The following is a 13,442-nucleotide window of genomic DNA, read 5'->3' as shown; positions in this document are numbered from 1 at the left end:
CTGCCATGCCCAAGTTCTTCTCGCACGCCAGGTTCCCGCTGCCAAAATTTGTGTGTTGGAGCACGGAGGCTGCCGAACGTGAATGAGCCAACTATCATTATTGAGGAAGTCCTGGGGAGAGCACAGCAAGGGGTGACCGAGCCATTCATCTGTCGCGGCAACGACGGCGCGATTTATTTCGTCAAAGGTAAGGGTGCTGGTAGACGTAGCCAGATTTGTGAATGGGTTGCGGCCCAACTCGCGACGGGGTTCGGGCTTCCAATTGCAGAATACGCTTTGGCGGAAGTAGCCATCGAACTCATCGAAGCAGGGGTATTTCCCAACATCAGCCAACTGGGAAGCGGAATTGTATTTGCATCGCGCGAGTTGCCGCATCCTCAGGAGTTGACGGCGATCACGCGTAATTTGGTGTCAAACGAACTAGCGAGCGACGTCCTGATTTTCGACTGGTGGCTCCATAATGAAGATCGCTATCTCACTGAACGCGGCGGCAATCCTAATTTACTATGGGACATGCAGGCATCAGAGCTGGTTGTCATCGACCACAATCAAGCCTTCGATCGCAACTTTGATGCTGTAAATTTTCTGAGTTCACATGTCTTTTCGAGGCAGTGGAATGGAATTTTTGGTGACCATCTCGAGCGCGAGCGCTACCAGGCCAGATTGGTAGCCCTCCTGCCAAAGCTGGTGGACATACGTGCTACCATACCCGATTCATGGTGGTATGTTGATGATGGCGTCCCCGCCGATATAACGTGGGGCGAAATCGAGAGTTGTATCGAGCGCTGTCGCCGGGAAGATTTTTGGAATACCCCATGAAAAAATTTGCTTGCCAATATGCCCTACTGCGTTTTCGCCCGTTTGTCGAAACAGGTGAGTTCGCTAACGTCGGCATTGTCCTGATCGCCCCCGAGGCCCGATTCTTTGGCTTCCGAATATTGAAGCGTTACGGTCGAATTACTCAGTTCTTCCACCAGCTCGACCGTCAAGTCTACCTTGATGGGCGTCAGCTATTTAAGGAAGAGTTGGATCGCTTTGCTAAAGAGCTTCGCAGCTTGGCGCTAGACGGGCGCAAGGCGGAGCCAAACCTGTCTCTAGCCCGAAACCTCTTCGCAGAAATGGTTCGTCCTCGGGAAGCGATGATGCAATTTGCTGAGCAACGGTTAGTCTTGGCCCAAGATCCGAAAGCCAAGCTTCTACAGTTGTTCGATCACTATGTCGAACGTAATTTTGTGACAAAAGAATATCAGGAACGTTTGTTGGAGAACAATGTTCGTAAACTTCTTTTGCGAGCAAAAGTCATGGAGAAATATCAACGGGAAAAGATCGGAACCGAAGATTTTGCGGTGAACTTTCCTTTCGTAAGCATGGTTGACGGCGAAGCACAACGAGTAATAAAGCCCCTATATCTTGCTCAAGGGGACAGTACCAAGATTTTGACGCATGGTGGTCAATGGGTTGACAAGATACGTCGTCTGCGCAACCGAAACGCCTTGCCACCAAATGTGCTCTTCCCCGTGACTGAACCGGCCGAGAACACCAAGTCCTATCGCGCTTTTCAAGAAATTCGGAACGACCTGTTGGCGGCGGACGTACAGGTGGTTGCCGCCGAGGACGAAGCCCGGATTCTTCGATTTGCTACTGATCATGATTATCGACACTGACCTGTTGCTCGCTTCGATTTAATACCAATCAGGCCACGTGATCGTCGTCACCACCTGCGCGCTTCCGTCAGACGACGGCATCCGTGGGAAGCTTCAGCAGCAGCGCCAGCAGCGCCGATAGTTCGGCCCGCATCTGCCTGCGGTCGACAATCATGTCGACCGCGCCGCGTTCGAGCAGGAATTCGGGACGCTGATAACCATCGGGCAAGGTCACGCCCAGGGTACTTTTGATGACCCTGGCGCCGGTGAAGGCAATCAAGGCCTTTGGCTCGGCGATCACCACGTCGCCCAGGAAGCAGAACGAGGCCGACACGCCGCCCGAGGTCGGATCGGTCAGCACGGAAATAAAGGGCAGCTTCCTTTCCGCCAGCCGGGCCAGCATGGCAGTGGTCTTGGCCATTTGCAGCAGGGACATCAACCCTTCCTGCATGCGTGCTCCACCGCTGGCGGTAAAGCAGATGAACGGTACCTGCTGGTCGATGGCTGCCTGCGCCCCGCGCACGAAACGCTCGCCGACCACCGAGCCCATCGAACCGCCCATGAAGTCGAATTCGAAGCAGGCCACCACCACCGGCACCGACAGGATGGCGCCGCCCATGACCACCATGGCGTCGGTTTCCCCGGTCGCCTCGGTGGCGGCGCGCAGGCGTTCGGTGTAGCGCTTGCTTTCCTTGAATTTCAGGCTGTCGACCGGCAGCACTTCCTGGCCGATCTCGTAGCGCCCGCCGGCGTCCAGCAGGGCGTCGAGCCGGGCGCGGGCCCGGATGCGCAGATGATGGTCGCACTTGGGACACACCTGCAGGCTCGCTTCCAGCGCGGCGCGGTACAGGGGCGCCTTGCACGAAGGACATTGAATCCACAATCCGGACGGAATCGACTGGCGCAGCGCGCCGCCGTCGCGCCGGATGCGCGGCGGCAGCAGCTTGTCGAGCCAGCTCATGTGGTGGAACTGCGTGGAGTTGGTGGGGCAGGATGAAACAATGAAAGCGGGGGCATGTGCGATCCTTTCTGATCGATAGTCATGCCCGCATGCTAAAGCCTCACCTTACGTCAGGCTCAAGCGAAAGCGGCGGCCGGCGCGCCGCCGCCATCCTTTTCTCAGACCAGGAGACGCGAGTGCTTCGGCAGTTTGGCCGACAGATAATCATGCTGGTCCGCCAACACATTCCTGCCGCTCAAAATGAAGTGCTCGAAACGGCATGGCACATACGGCACGTACAGCAGCGGATGGAAGTCGTGCACCATGGTGGCGCCTTTGGCCTGGTTGCACGGCTTGCACGCGGTGACGCAGTTTGTCCAGCTATCCTTGCCGCCGTGGGTGCGCGCCAGCACGTGGTCGCGCGACAGGTGCTGGCGGGCGAAGACGTTACCGCAGTAAGCGCAGGTATGGCGGTCGCGCGCGAACAGCAGGTGGTTATCGTCACCCAGCGGCAACGCCACGCGCAGTTTCTTGGTCATGCGCTCGCTGCCCGAAATGGAAATGATCGGCTTGACCGTCATCGTCGAGAGCACGCCCGCATTCGACACGCCGCCGCGAAACAAGAATTCGCGGTCGCCCAGTTCCCACGCTACCTTGCCGACGGCGTAGTAGTGGATCGCTTCCTGGGCGGAGATCCATCCGAATGGATTTCCTGCGATGTCGAGTGCTAAGATTTGCGGAGTCATATTTTCACTTTTACTGATGCCTGTTTGAATGGAATAGTAGAAAAGATCGGCGCCTGGGCGCTGGCCGGAGAATGAAAATCTGGACAGGTATTAACGTGATAATACGCCTTGCAGGCAAAGCAGCAAGCACGAAAAAAAAGGCGCAGCGCACCGCGCATTCCGGGGCGCCGTGAGGGACGCCCGAGCGATACCGCTTGCGCTGCATTGGAGTGGGGTGCCGGATTCGAACCGGCGAACAACAGCTTTGCAGGCTGCGCCCTTGGACCGCTCGGGCAACCCCACGTAAAAATGGCATCCCAGGAAGGAGTCGAACCTTCAGCCTTCGGTTTTGGAGACCGCTGCGCTGCCAATTGCGCCACTGAGATAGTGCCTGGATGATCGCGGCGAAAAGCGCGCAATCGAAGAAATGGGGTGACGTACCGGATTTGAACCGGCGGCCCTTGGAATCACAATCCAATGCTCTGCCAACTGAGCTAACGTCACCATTGAAACCTTATAAAAACTATTACTTTTTGCTGCCGCCGCAAGCCGCGATGGCGTCGTCGAGGTGGTTATGCCAGTACGAATTGCTGTCCTCGTCACGGCTGACCGCATTCCTGATCGCGTTTAGCGGCGCCAGCAGCAGCGGATTTCCCATCATGTCGGCCGCGTCCAGTTCGAAGACCATGCAGTCCTCATCGAGGCGTTCGAGCAAAACCGCGATCACGCGTTCATCCTTGCGCGACGCCAGTCCGGCCAGGGCTTCGCCGCTGACGCTCTCGTTGCTGTCGCCAAAGTTTTGCCACAGGCGCAATACCGCGGCGAACATGGGTGATTGGTGCGCTCGGAGGGCGTCGAACCCTCAATGCCTTTGCGGCGCCAGATTTTGAATCTGGTGTGTCTGCCATTTCCACCACGAGCGCGGTGCGGGCCCCGGTTGCCTGCCGGGGTAGTGCGCATCAAACTTTCGGAGCGCACCACGGCTTGCGCGTGCCGGGCTGATATCCGGAACCCGCACACGGAATTCGCCACGAACCCTATCCGGGAACTATGGGACTACCGCGTGCGGGCGACACGTGCCTTGAATGGACCCACCTGCAGGGATCGAACCTGCGACCTCGACGTTCGTAGCGTCGCGCTCTTCCATCTGAGCTAAGGTGAGAATAATGGGACTCGAACCGGTGGCCCTTGGAATCACAATCCAAAGCTCTGCCAACTAAGCTAACGTCACCATTGAAAACCTGAGTAATTGACTTGTCACTGCCGCTGCAGATTCCGGCAACGACGGGTAATTGGTGCGCTCGGAGGGCGTCGAACCCCCAATGCCTTGCGGCGCCAGATCCTAAGTCTGGTGTGTCTGCCATTTTCACCACGAGCGCGGTGCGGGTCCCGGTTGCCTGCCGGGGTAGTGCGCATCAAACTTTCGGAGCGCACCACGGCTTGCGCGTGCCGGGCTGATTTCCCGAACCCGCACACGGTGTTCGCCACGAACCCTATCCGGGAACTATGGGAATGCCGCGTGCGGGCGACACGTGCCTTGAATGGACCCACCTGCAGGGATCGAACCTGCGACCTCGACGTTCGTAGCGTCGCGCTCTTACGTCTGATAAGGTGAGAATAGTGGGGTGACGTACCGGATTCGAACCGGCGGCCCTTGGAATCACAATCCAAAGCTCTGCCAACTGAGCTAACGTCACCATTGAAAAAGAACCGCGCGGTCATACGCGGCAAACTGGCAGTGGATGCAGGAGTCGAACCTGCGACAACTTGAGTCAAAGTCAAGTGCTCTACCAGCTGAGCTAATCCACAATTGAAACTGGCTCCCCAAGCAGGACTCGAACCTGCATAACCCTGTCGGGCCGACAACGCATTAACAGTGCGTCCGCTTACCAGTTAGCGTATCGGGGAAAAAGGCATACGCGCCGCCTGAAAGCGGCGCATGAATGATGGTGGGTGACCAGGGATTCGAACCCCGTATGTCGGAGACGGCGGATTTACAGTCCGCTGCAGTCGCCAATGCTGCTCGTCACCCAAGGCTTGATCGGCCATTCCACAAAGCCTCTCGGCGTGAATCGCCCCTGGCAGGGCCAGGCGCTGTCTGAAAGCGCTTTGTGGAATGGCGCGGGATGGAAGATTCGAACTTCCGGCCTCAACCCGTCAAGGTTGCGCTCTGCGATTGAGCTATTCCCGCACCGTTCCACCCGCACTGGTATCGCACGTGAGGGTGCGATACCGATACAGGCGGAACCGTTTAATACCTGTCCAAATTGTGAAAGAACCTGCGTCTGGTCCGGGTTGTCCGGGGACGGCCTCAAACTGAAAGGGCTTGACTGCGTGTTGCGGTACTGCGGTTAAACCTCTGGCCAAAACAAAAAGGGCCCGGAGTCCTTGCGGAACATCCGAGCCCTTGAGCTTGACCTGCCGGTCAGCCGGGGAGGGGTGAGCCTCCGCGGCTAGGGGTTGCCCCCTCGGATGTTGTTCGTATGTTCCCAATTCGCGCCACAAAATGCGGGCCACTGGTGATGTTGGTGGTAATAGGGCGCTGGCAAAGGACGGCATGCATCAAGCGCGGCGGCGAGGGTACGGGAACCCTTGAGCCCGGCGGCGCCGGCGCCTTGCAGGGTGGCCAGAACAGCAACTTGCAGCGACGCCAACAGACTGCTGGCAAGCAGCGACAGGCCGCGCGCTGGGCGCTGCGTCGTCATCTGTTGTTGCGTCGTTGTTTTCACGGTAAATCCCTGTGGTCGTTGCTGCGGTTGGTGCTCTTGCTGAGCCAGTGAATGCATTCTGACATGCACAAAATCGGAAAGCAAGCAAATATCGAAAATAATTTGCATGAGATGCAAATAAATGGCGCTGCTTGGGTTTTTTTGCAACAGATGAAAACGGGGTGAGCGGCAAAAGAGTATGATGGCGCCTGTCGTAGTGAGGTACGGCGAACCCATGCAAACACTAAAACCATCCCCCCTATCCACGCCCCTCCAGGGGCCACAGCGCAAAGCCGTCCTGCGGGTCCAGGTTTTGATGGCTGAACACGACATCCGTTTCGTCACAGAGCTGTGGAAACGCCTGACCGCCATGGGCGTGGAGATTTCGCACTCCCAGCTCACGCGCGTGGTCAACAACAGCACCAAGTCCCTGAGCATCGATCTGCTCGAGGGACTGGCCAGCCTGTTCGACTGTCCGGTGTCGGCGCTGTTCAAGGACAGCTAGCACCAACAGGCGCTACGGGACAATTCCCTGACTGTGGAATCGCTCGGCCATCTTGTCCCATATTTTGCGAAGATCTTCATTCGACTTATCCCAAATGGCATGTCCCCCCGGATCGTCGATGATGGCAAGAAGCAGAAAACCGTAGGCCGGGCCACCGTCGACGTAAAAAAGATAACGGTCGCTTTTGTTGCCCCGCTTTTTGCGAAAGTTTTCCTTCCAGCGAGCGGCTGCGGCGGTTCCCAGAGGAACCATGTGCACATGGCTAAGTGATCCTGGAGCCTTTGTTCAGCCCGTTGCGCCCGAAGATCGCAGTCTCCGCGTCGACGCCGGGAATGGCTTTCCACTGATCGAAGTCAGCGATCAACTGAGCCACACTCAAATTATTTGCTGCGAATTGAGCGCGAATGAAGCTGGACACTTGCGTGGGCTTGGCCGCAATGACAGGTGTTAGTTGCGGGTGCGCTTGGATTTCGGTGCTGAAGATTCACCGAGGAAATGGCGGCGAGCCTCGCTGACGGAGAACCCATTTTCGGATGTCAGGGCGCCGTAGAGTTTTGTCTGCTCGGGCGACAAGTCTTCAGCGAGTGCGGGTGTTGTGCTGGCGCCGGATGGTTTGCGTCGTCCGGAGCCAACAACCGGAGCGGGTTTTTTTTTCAGTTCGGGCATGATTATCTGACCTTATCGGGTGCACATAATCTACCACGTTCCCCCCGCACCTATCGAATTCTCGGCCCAATGGGAGGTTGACCAGGCTCAATCGTTTTCATCAGTCGGCCGCGTCCGGAAGAGCCGCCCGCGGCAGCGGTCGTCGTTAACACGACCGCTGCCGTCCTTGCTATGCCTTACGGCGCGTAGGTCGCCTTGACGCTCAGCGTGTTGTAGGCTGTGTAGGCATACACGCCCACGTAGTAGCGGCCTGCCGCTGGCGCATTGATGGAGCAGTTTTCCACGCTGCTCGGCCCGTCCGACTTGCAGTTGTAGCTGGCCGTGGTCGGGGTGCCGCCCAGTTTGACGAACATGTCGGCGTCGCCATTGCCGCCGTTGAGGGCGAACGCGACCTGGGTTTTACCCGCCGGAACGTCAATCGTGTAGTACTTCCAGCTGCCTGCGGCCGCGCCCTGGCCGGTCAGGGCCACGCCGTTGCCCAGCACCGGATAGCCGCCGCCCGCGCCCGCCAGCGTCCCCTTCATCGCGTAGTGTCCCAGCGACGAGTAGTTCGAGAAGCCGTTGGCCGGGGTGCCCTCGGCGCCGCCGCGCACCACCAGGCGGTAGCTGCCGGCCGGCAGCGACAGATTGGTGAACTGGGCCGAGCGGTTGACCGCCAGGTTGCTGCGCGCAACCACCGTGCCCGCCGCGTTGAGGATGCTGGCGTCGACATCGAGCATGCGCAGGTATTCGAGCGGGTCGATGCGCAGGTTCAGGGTGGTCGTGCCGGTGGTGGTGAAGGTGAAGGTATCGGTATCGGTGTTGCGTTCGATCTGGCCGAAGTTGCGGGTCGGATCGATGGCGCCGCCCGTGCCCAAGGTCAGGGCGCGCGTGGTCGGGATATCGTCGGCCATGTACGGCACCGCCTCGTCCACGGTCATGATGCGCAGGTCATCCTCGAAATTGCTGGCCGTCGTGTACTCGCCGCGGCTCCACGTGAACAGCTGGTTGGCCCAGCCGCCGCCCATCCAGTAGTTGCCCATGATCGGCCCCCACTGGTAGGCGGCGATGCCCTCGAAATACTCGCCGCCGCTGCCGCCGCGGTCGTGGTTCATGCCCATCTGGTGCCCGACTTCGTGGGCGCCGGTCATGCCGATGCCGTAGCCATAGTCGAACCCGGACGACGGATTGCGGTACAGCGTGCCGGCGGCGGTAGTGCCGAAGGAGCGCAGCGGCGCGAACGAGCGGCCATCCTGGTTGATGAAGTTGATGATGCCGGTGCGCAGCAGGTTGGTGGTGCGCGCGGCGTCGTACACGGCGCGGCTGGTGGTCACGTTCAGGTTGAGCATCGAATACTGGTCGGCGATCGATTGCCAGGCGCGGTACATGTTTTCCTTGGTCACGCCGTTGAGCGGGGTGGTGCCGTTCATCACTGCCGTGATGTTGAGATAAAACACGTAAGGGCTGCCCGGTTTGCTCTGCAGCTGGGTCAGGTCTTCATTCTGGTACGGGCCGATGTGGCGCGCCTGGCGCAGCGCCATCGGGCTGTAGACCGGATGCGAGACTGCCATCGCCAGCATGGCCGCGCTGCGCTTGTCGCGGAACTCCGGATCGAAGTCGGGCACGATCTTGGTGATCGGCACTTCCGTCAGCCAGACCTTGCCGGCGCTGTCGGTGGTGTATTCGTAGGCCTTGCGCGTGTCGTACTTGAGCAGGTAGCCGTACACGGCCTTCTTGTTCCCTTTGAGCACGAACACCGAATCGGGCGTGTCGACCGCGGTACCGCTGATCGACACCACGCCATTCTTGTTGGCGTAGTCGCGGATATGGGCGGCCACGGTGTTGCCGCGGACCGATTGCACTTGCATGCTGCGGCCGTTGGCGTGTTGTGCGGCAAAGCCGCTCAGCACCGCGTCGACGCTGCCGATCTCCATGCCGGGTGCGGGGCGTTGCCCTTGTGCGCTGGCGAGTTCGGTTTGAGCGGTGGCGCCGGCAGCGAAGGCTGCGGCCATGAGCAGGAACAGGGTTTGCTTGGATTTCATTCAGTCTCCGGATTCATCGTTTTTTATCGATCTTTGCTTCCCGCCCAGGCAGGCGGTGAAGTTGTCGGCGAGCTATCAATTCCGACGGCAGAACGTTACCATATGAGCAAGAGTATGTATGTATCCAATCGGCACATTTTCTTCATGGCCGAGCCTGCTGCCTTTCACTCTTCGCGGCCAAATCTTCTTGATGTAAATACTTGAATTTCCGCCTAATCCGGCATAAAAGGGCAGTTACTTCCGCGCTTATTCGGCAGATGGCACGTATTTCCGTGTATTTCCATGCGAAACGGGTAGTCCTGTTCCCTTGGGTGTCTGCTGACGACGGACAAACGATGATATACACTACTTAACATTGAACAACTTTCGAGGCGCAACATGGGCCGCAATCCGAACGACGTCGCGGTAACCCATGTTCCAGGTGTCATTGCCGATGAAACAGGCAGGGGCGTGCGCGCAGCGACCGCGGTTGCCGAGCGGCCCCAGGCGCCGCAACCGAGCGCTTTCGGCATCTGGAAAAAGCGCATTCCCGAAGATGGCGTGAGCTACCAGCACAGGTTGCGCGACGAATGGTAAAAGCGCTGTTCGATACCAACATCCTGATCGACTATCTGAACGGCATCCTGGAAGCGGAACTGGCCTGCGATCACTATGTCGACAAGGCCATCAGCGTGGTGACGTGGATGGAAATCATGGAAGGCGTGGACGAGGACGAGGACGAGCGCCTGCTGGTCGAAGCCTTTTTGGGCCAGTTCGAGCTGGTGCCGATCGACCACCGGGTGGCACTGGAAGCGTCGCGCGTGCGCGAGGCGCATGCCATGCGCCTGCCGGATGCCGTGATCCAGGCCACCGCCAACCTGTCCGGGCGCGTGCTGATCACGCGCGATACCCGCGATTTCGTGCCGGGCGATACAGTCGTGGTGCCCTACACCCTCGCTCCCGGCGACGACACCTAGGCGCACCCGTCCGGGCCCGCGCTGCGCGAGCCCCTGGTAGCAGCGTCCGGCCCCCCGCCTTCGGGCACCTCCCGGGGCGCCACAGCGGCTGCCTGCGGGGGCGCTATTCTTCTCGTTCTCCCGAGAAATCGATATAGAATATTAGAACGTCCCAGACCGGCCAGCAGGCCGGCGCACGGTCATCCAGCCAAACATTTCACGTTGCACACGATAGGGAAGTCATGCCAGTTACCAGAACCAAGACGCACGCCGGCGCCGCCGTGGTGTCCGCACTATTACTGCTGGGCGCCGTCGGCGGTTGCGGCAAGACCGAAACGTCGGCGTCGCTGGTGGCCGACGCCAAACAGTTCATCCAGAAGGGTGACAGCAAGGCGGCCGTGATCCAGTTGAAAAATGCACTGGTGAAAAACCCGGCGGACGCCGACGCGCGCCTGACCCTGGGCCTGTTGTATATCGACACAGGCGACGCCGTCTCGGCCGAAAAAGAATTGCGCAAGGCGCTGGAGCTGGGCGTGCCCAAGGACAAGGTCATCCCCGCCCTGTCGACTGCCCTGATGCAGCAGCAGCAATACCAGAAAGTGCTCGACCTGGCCGCCGACGCGGGCAGCGACGCCGACATGCTGGCCCTGCGCGCCGACGCCAACGCCGGCCTCGGCCGCGCCGACCAGGCCAGGGACTTGTATGCCCAGGCCCTGGTCGCGAAACCGGGCCATGTGTCCGCGCTGATCGGTTCGGCGCGCCAGGCCCTGGCGCGCAAGGATCTGGAGGAAGCCAACCGCCTGGCCGACGAGGTCGTCGCCAGCAACCCGAACGACGCGACCGCCTGGATGTTCAAGGGCGACATGCTGCGCGCCCAGGCCAAGGCTGGGCCGGCCCTGGCCGCCTACGACCAGGTCTTGAAGCTCAAGCCGAACCACCGCTCGGCCCACGTCGAGCGCGCCTTCGTCGAAATCGCGGAAGGCAAGTTCGATGCCGCCAGGGCCGACCTCGAAGCGGCCCGCAAGCTCACCCCCAACGCGCTGATGGTGGCCTACGCCCAGGCGCTGCTCGACTTCACCCAGGGCAAGCACGCAGCGGCCAAGGATGCGCTGCAAAAAATCCTGCGCGTGGCGCCCGAACACATGCCGAGCGTGCTGATGGCTGGCGCGGTCGAGCATGCGCTCGGCTCGATGCCGCAAGCCGAACAGCACCTGCGCAAATACCTGGCCGCCATGCCCGAGCACCGCTACGCGCGCAAGCTGATGGTGAGCACCCTGCTGAAAATGGGCCAGACCACCGAAGCGCTGACCCAGCTCACGCCGATGCTCGAGTCCGGCAAGGATGACGTGCAATTGCTGGCGCTGGCCGGCGAAGCCTACATGCAGGCGCGCGACTACGGCAAGGCCACCGCCTACTTCGAGCAGGCCAGCACCCTGGCGCCGAACGCGGCCGGGCTGCGCACCTCGCTGGCGCTGGGCAAGCTGGCCACCGGCGACGATGCGCGCGCCGTGAGCGAACTGGAACAGTCGACCAAGCTCGACACCAAGTCGCCCAAGGCGGCGGTGCTGCTGGTGATGACCGAACTGCGCATGAAGCGCTACGACAAGGCGCTGGCCGCGGTCAAGGCGCTCGAAGCGACCCAGCCGGCCGACCCGATGGTGCACAACCTCAAGGGCGGCGTGTACCTGGGCATGAACGACATGGTCAACGCCCGCGCCAGCTTCGACAAGGCACTCTCGCTCAAGGCCGACTATTTCCCGGCCGCCGCCAACCTGGCGCAACTGGCCCTGCGCGAGAAAAAGCCGGACCTGGCGAAACAGCAGCTGGTCGGTTTCCTGGAAAAGGACAAGAAGAATGTCGAAGCCTACTACGCCCTGACCAAGCTGGCCCTGGCGCAAGGGCGCAACGATGAAGCGAACCAGTGGCTGGAAAAAGCCAGCAGCGAAAATCCGGAAGCGATCGGCCCGGCCCGCACCCTGGGTGCGCACTACCTGGCGATCGGCCAGAAGCAAAAGGCGCTGACCCTGGCGCGCAAGTTCCAGGTCGCCAATCCGAAAAACCTCGATTTGCTCGACCTGCTGGGCCAGGCCCAGATCGCCAATGACGACCTGCCCGGCGCGCTCGATACCTACGGCAAGCTGGCCGGCGCCGCGCCCAAATCGGCGATGGCGCATTTCCGCCTGGCGACCGTGCACGCGCAGATGAAGAACCTGAACGCCACCGCCGAGGACTTGAAAAGGGCGCTGGCGCTGCAGCCCGACTTTGTCGATGCCCAGGTGGCCCAGGCCGAGCTGGCCGCGCGCGCCGGCAAGGTCGACGATGCGCTGGCGATTGCGCGCCAGATGCAGAAACAGCGTCCGAAGGAAGCGCTCGGCTACCAGCTGGAAGGCAACCTGACGATGGGGCAGGGCAAGGCGGCGCAAGCGGTGGCTTCGTTCGAGAAAGCGTTCGCGCTGGCGCCGTCGAGCGCCAACCTGATCAAGCTGCATGCGGCCATGCGCCAGTCCGGCAAAGGCAAGGAAGCCGATGCGCGCCTGGCCAGGGCGGTGACCGAGCACCCGAACGACGTGGCGCTGGCGCTGTATGTGGCCGAGAACGACCTTTCCAACAAGCGCTACAAGGCAGCCATTGCCGGGCTCGAAGCGGTGCTCAAGGAGGCGCCGGCGAATGTCGCGGCGCTGAACAACCTGGCCTGGGCTTACCAGCAGGAAAAAGATCCGCGCGCGCTGAAAACCGCCGAAAAGGCTTTCGAGCTGGGCGGCAGCAGCGCGGCCGTGACCGATACCCTGGGCTGGATGCTGGTCGAGCAGGGCGACGCCAAGCGCGGCCTGACCCTGCTGCAAAAGGCGGTCGCGCTGGCGCCGGATGCGGCCGACATCCGCTTCCACCTGGCGGCGGGACTGGCGAAAACGGGCGACAAGGCCGGTGCCAAACGCGAACTGGAGCGGGTACTGGCCAGCAAGAACTTCGCGCAGATGGAGGAGGCCAAGGCGCTGGCCAAGACGCTGTAAGGAGAAGGGCGCCGCCGTTCGGGTGGCGCCGGTCTGCTGCGCCAAGCGCGAGCTGGAAAACTAAAAACCGTCATTCCCGCCTGCGCGGAAATGACGGTTTTTGCTATTTGGGGAAGGAAACGCTGGTGGAAAGTTTCACATCAGCATCACAACATCCCATTCCCGCAACCATCGACGTCTGTTGCATATTTGCGAAGAAAAAGTTTAATTGTCTCCCTGCATTTTGCCAGCGATGTTAGGATAGCTGAGTTAGCAATATGTTACTGAATTCGCAGCTTGGACAATATC

13 protein-coding genes and 11 tRNA genes are annotated in these 13,442 nt (G+C 60.4%); 6 read left to right on the top strand and 18 right to left on the bottom strand.

The window, feature by feature from the left end; genetic code table 11:
- Positions 1-78: 78 nt before the first annotated feature.
- On the top strand, positions 79-819 hold the full coding sequence (locus RBA41_RS17140) for a HipA family kinase (protein ID WP_306625330.1): 741 nt from the start codon (positions 79-81) through the stop codon (positions 817-819).
- Complete coding sequence (locus RBA41_RS17135) at positions 816-1,664, top strand: DUF3037 domain-containing protein (protein WP_306625329.1); 849 nt, start codon at positions 816-818, stop codon at positions 1,662-1,664. Before RBA41_RS17140 ends, RBA41_RS17135 begins: the two co-directional genes overlap by 4 nt.
- A 67-nt stretch (positions 1,665-1,731) precedes the next feature.
- Here the strand turns inward: RBA41_RS17135 and accD are convergent, their stop codons facing one another.
- From accD to RBA41_RS17060, 15 genes are all read right to left on the bottom strand, one after another.
- On the bottom strand, positions 1,732-2,604 hold the full coding sequence (gene accD / locus RBA41_RS17130; RefSeq protein ID WP_306625328.1) for an acetyl-CoA carboxylase, carboxyltransferase subunit beta: 873 nt from the start codon (positions 2,602-2,604) through the stop codon (positions 1,732-1,734).
- A 158-nt stretch (positions 2,605-2,762) separates the two neighbouring features.
- Positions 2,763-3,329: an HNH endonuclease gene (locus tag RBA41_RS17125; RefSeq protein WP_306625327.1), complete on the bottom strand. Its 567-nt coding sequence runs from the start codon at positions 3,327-3,329 to the stop codon at positions 2,763-2,765.
- A gap of 205 nt (positions 3,330-3,534) precedes the next feature.
- Positions 3,535-3,611 (bottom strand) — tRNA-Cys (locus RBA41_RS17120).
- A 7-nt stretch (positions 3,612-3,618) separates the two neighbouring features.
- Positions 3,619-3,694: transfer RNA gene (locus RBA41_RS17115), tRNA-Trp, on the bottom strand.
- Positions 3,695-3,736: 42 nt separating this feature from the next.
- Positions 3,737-3,812, bottom strand: a tRNA-His gene (locus RBA41_RS17110).
- 22 nt (positions 3,813-3,834) lie between these two features.
- Positions 3,835-4,137 (bottom strand): hypothetical protein, encoded by a 303-nt coding sequence (locus tag RBA41_RS17105; protein WP_306625326.1) that lies wholly within the window; start codon positions 4,135-4,137, stop codon positions 3,835-3,837.
- A gap of 7 nt (positions 4,138-4,144) precedes the next feature.
- Positions 4,145-4,231: transfer RNA gene (locus tag RBA41_RS17100), tRNA-Leu, on the bottom strand.
- Positions 4,232-4,394: 163 nt separating this feature from the next.
- A tRNA-Arg gene (locus RBA41_RS17095) sits at positions 4,395-4,470 on the bottom strand.
- Positions 4,471-4,601: 131 nt separating this feature from the next.
- Positions 4,602-4,687: transfer RNA gene (locus RBA41_RS17090), tRNA-Leu, on the bottom strand.
- A gap of 163 nt (positions 4,688-4,850) precedes the next feature.
- Positions 4,851-4,924 (bottom strand) — tRNA-Arg (locus RBA41_RS17085).
- Positions 4,925-4,929: 5 nt separating this feature from the next.
- Positions 4,930-5,005 (bottom strand) — tRNA-His (locus RBA41_RS17080).
- Between the two features lie 120 nt (positions 5,006-5,125).
- Positions 5,126-5,216: transfer RNA gene (locus RBA41_RS17075), tRNA-Asn, on the bottom strand.
- A gap of 39 nt (positions 5,217-5,255) precedes the next feature.
- Positions 5,256-5,340: transfer RNA gene (locus RBA41_RS17070), tRNA-Tyr, on the bottom strand.
- 85 nt (positions 5,341-5,425) lie between these two features.
- Positions 5,426-5,499 (bottom strand) — tRNA-OTHER (locus RBA41_RS17065).
- 262 nt (positions 5,500-5,761) lie between these two features.
- Positions 5,762-6,253 carry a hypothetical protein gene (locus RBA41_RS17060; RefSeq protein WP_306625325.1) on the bottom strand — a complete coding sequence of 164 codons (492 nt, stop codon included), beginning with the start codon at positions 6,251-6,253 and terminating at the stop codon, positions 5,762-5,764.
- 79 nt (positions 6,254-6,332) lie between these two features.
- Between RBA41_RS17060 and RBA41_RS17055 the strand changes: the two genes are divergently transcribed.
- Positions 6,333-6,521, top strand: coding sequence for a helix-turn-helix domain-containing protein (locus tag RBA41_RS17055; protein WP_306625324.1), 189 nt, complete (start codon positions 6,333-6,335; stop codon positions 6,519-6,521).
- A 12-nt stretch (positions 6,522-6,533) separates the two neighbouring features.
- Here the strand turns inward: RBA41_RS17055 and RBA41_RS17050 are convergent, their stop codons facing one another.
- From RBA41_RS17050 to RBA41_RS17040, 3 genes are all read right to left on the bottom strand, one after another.
- On the bottom strand, positions 6,534-6,779 hold the full coding sequence (locus RBA41_RS17050; RefSeq protein WP_510184552.1) for a type II toxin-antitoxin system YafO family toxin: 246 nt from the start codon (positions 6,777-6,779) through the stop codon (positions 6,534-6,536).
- Positions 6,780-6,968: 189 nt separating this feature from the next.
- Complete coding sequence (locus tag RBA41_RS17045; RefSeq protein WP_306625321.1) at positions 6,969-7,187, bottom strand: hypothetical protein; 219 nt, start codon at positions 7,185-7,187, stop codon at positions 6,969-6,971.
- A gap of 176 nt (positions 7,188-7,363) precedes the next feature.
- Positions 7,364-9,208: a pre-peptidase C-terminal domain-containing protein gene (locus RBA41_RS17040; RefSeq protein WP_306625320.1), complete on the bottom strand. Its 1,845-nt coding sequence runs from the start codon at positions 9,206-9,208 to the stop codon at positions 7,364-7,366.
- Positions 9,209-9,586: 378 nt separating this feature from the next.
- On the opposite strand from RBA41_RS17040, the gene RBA41_RS17035 reads away from it, so the two are divergent.
- The 3 genes from RBA41_RS17035 to prsT all read left to right on the top strand — a co-directional run bounded on the left by RBA41_RS17035 (position 9,587) and on the right by prsT (position 13,154).
- Entirely contained in the window at positions 9,587-9,784 is a 198-nt protein-coding gene (locus RBA41_RS17035; protein WP_099873564.1) for a hypothetical protein, read from the top strand.
- On the top strand, positions 9,778-10,164 hold the full coding sequence (locus RBA41_RS17030; protein WP_306625319.1) for a PIN domain-containing protein: 387 nt from the start codon (positions 9,778-9,780) through the stop codon (positions 10,162-10,164). The genes RBA41_RS17035 and RBA41_RS17030 overlap by 7 nt, the downstream gene beginning before the upstream one ends.
- A gap of 221 nt (positions 10,165-10,385) precedes the next feature.
- A complete protein-coding gene (gene prsT / locus RBA41_RS17025; RefSeq protein ID WP_306625318.1) occupies positions 10,386-13,154 on the top strand; it encodes an XrtA/PEP-CTERM system TPR-repeat protein PrsT in 2,769 nt (922 codons plus the stop codon).
- Positions 13,155-13,442 lie beyond the last annotated feature (288 nt).

This window comes from Massilia scottii (assembly GCF_030846495.1).
In the GTDB taxonomy this organism is placed as follows: Bacteria; Pseudomonadota; Gammaproteobacteria; order Burkholderiales; family Burkholderiaceae_D; genus Telluria_A; species Telluria_A violaceinigra.
Note: the sequence above shows the minus strand (reverse complement) of the source record. Positions and strands in the feature narration are given on the sequence as shown.

Excerpts from the sequence above, each read along its gene's own strand:
- RBA41_RS17135 (WP_306625329.1), top strand. The coding sequence starts at position 816 with ATGAAAAAATTTGCTTGCCAATATGCCCTACTGCGTTTTCGCCCGTTT.
- accD (WP_306625328.1), bottom strand. The coding sequence starts at position 2,604 with ATGAGCTGGCTCGACAAGCTGCTGCCGCCGCGCATCCGGCGCGACGGC.
- RBA41_RS17125 (WP_306625327.1), bottom strand. The coding sequence starts at position 3,329 with ATGACTCCGCAAATCTTAGCACTCGACATCGCAGGAAATCCATTCGGA.
- RBA41_RS17105 (WP_306625326.1), bottom strand. The coding sequence starts at position 4,137 with ATGTTCGCCGCGGTATTGCGCCTGTGGCAAAACTTTGGCGACAGCAAC.
- RBA41_RS17060 (WP_306625325.1), bottom strand. The coding sequence starts at position 6,253 with ATGGGTTCGCCGTACCTCACTACGACAGGCGCCATCATACTCTTTTGC.
- RBA41_RS17055 (WP_306625324.1), top strand. The coding sequence starts at position 6,333 with ATGGCTGAACACGACATCCGTTTCGTCACAGAGCTGTGGAAACGCCTG.
- RBA41_RS17045 (WP_306625321.1), bottom strand. The coding sequence starts at position 7,187 with ATGCCCGAACTGAAAAAAAAACCCGCTCCGGTTGTTGGCTCCGGACGA.
- RBA41_RS17040 (WP_306625320.1), bottom strand. The coding sequence starts at position 9,208 with ATGAAATCCAAGCAAACCCTGTTCCTGCTCATGGCCGCAGCCTTCGCT.
- RBA41_RS17035 (WP_099873564.1), top strand. The coding sequence starts at position 9,587 with ATGGGCCGCAATCCGAACGACGTCGCGGTAACCCATGTTCCAGGTGTC.
- RBA41_RS17030 (WP_306625319.1), top strand. The coding sequence starts at position 9,778 with ATGGTAAAAGCGCTGTTCGATACCAACATCCTGATCGACTATCTGAAC.
- prsT (WP_306625318.1), top strand. The coding sequence starts at position 10,386 with ATGCCAGTTACCAGAACCAAGACGCACGCCGGCGCCGCCGTGGTGTCC.